This is a genomic window from Mesorhizobium sp. M7D.F.Ca.US.004.01.2.1 (assembly GCF_003997785.1).
Classification (GTDB): domain Bacteria; phylum Pseudomonadota; class Alphaproteobacteria; order Rhizobiales; family Rhizobiaceae; genus Mesorhizobium; species Mesorhizobium loti.
The window spans coordinates 1-474 of the sequence record NZ_RZRQ01000762.1; the positions used below are offsets into that span (position 1 = coordinate 1).

General features: G+C 66.2%; 1 pseudogene. It reads right to left on the reverse strand.

From position 1 onward, the window contains the following. Positions 1–474 (reverse strand): annotated as a pseudogene (gene gltD, locus EN993_RS36675) (glutamate synthase); the annotation flags it as partial.

A 474-nucleotide genomic window follows, 5' to 3' on the forward strand; every position in this document is an offset into this window, starting at 1 on the left:
CCAATTCCCCAGCCACTCCGGCCGCAGCCGGCCCGGCAAAGCCGATGGCGATGAAGGCGAGATCGGCGCGGATGACGAATTCGGTGCCGGCGATCGGCTTGCGCTTGTCGTCGACCTCGCAGCATTTGACGCCGGTCAACTGGCCTTCCTCGCCGATGAATTCGAGTGTCGCCACCTGGAATTCGCGCTCCGCGCCTTCGGCCTGCGAGGACGAAGTGCGCATCTTGGTCGCCCAGTAGGGCCAGACCGAAAGCTTGTCTTCCTTCTCCGGCGGCTGTGGGCGGATGTCGAGCTGGGTGACGCGCACCGCACCTTGGCGGAAGGCGGTGCCGACACAATCGGACGCGGTATCGCCGCCACCGACGACGACGACATGCTGGCCGCCGGCGATAATTGGATGCGACGGCCACGCCACCGACTGGATAGGTTCGCCGCCGACCCGGCGGTTCTGCTGCACCAGATAGGGCATCGCGT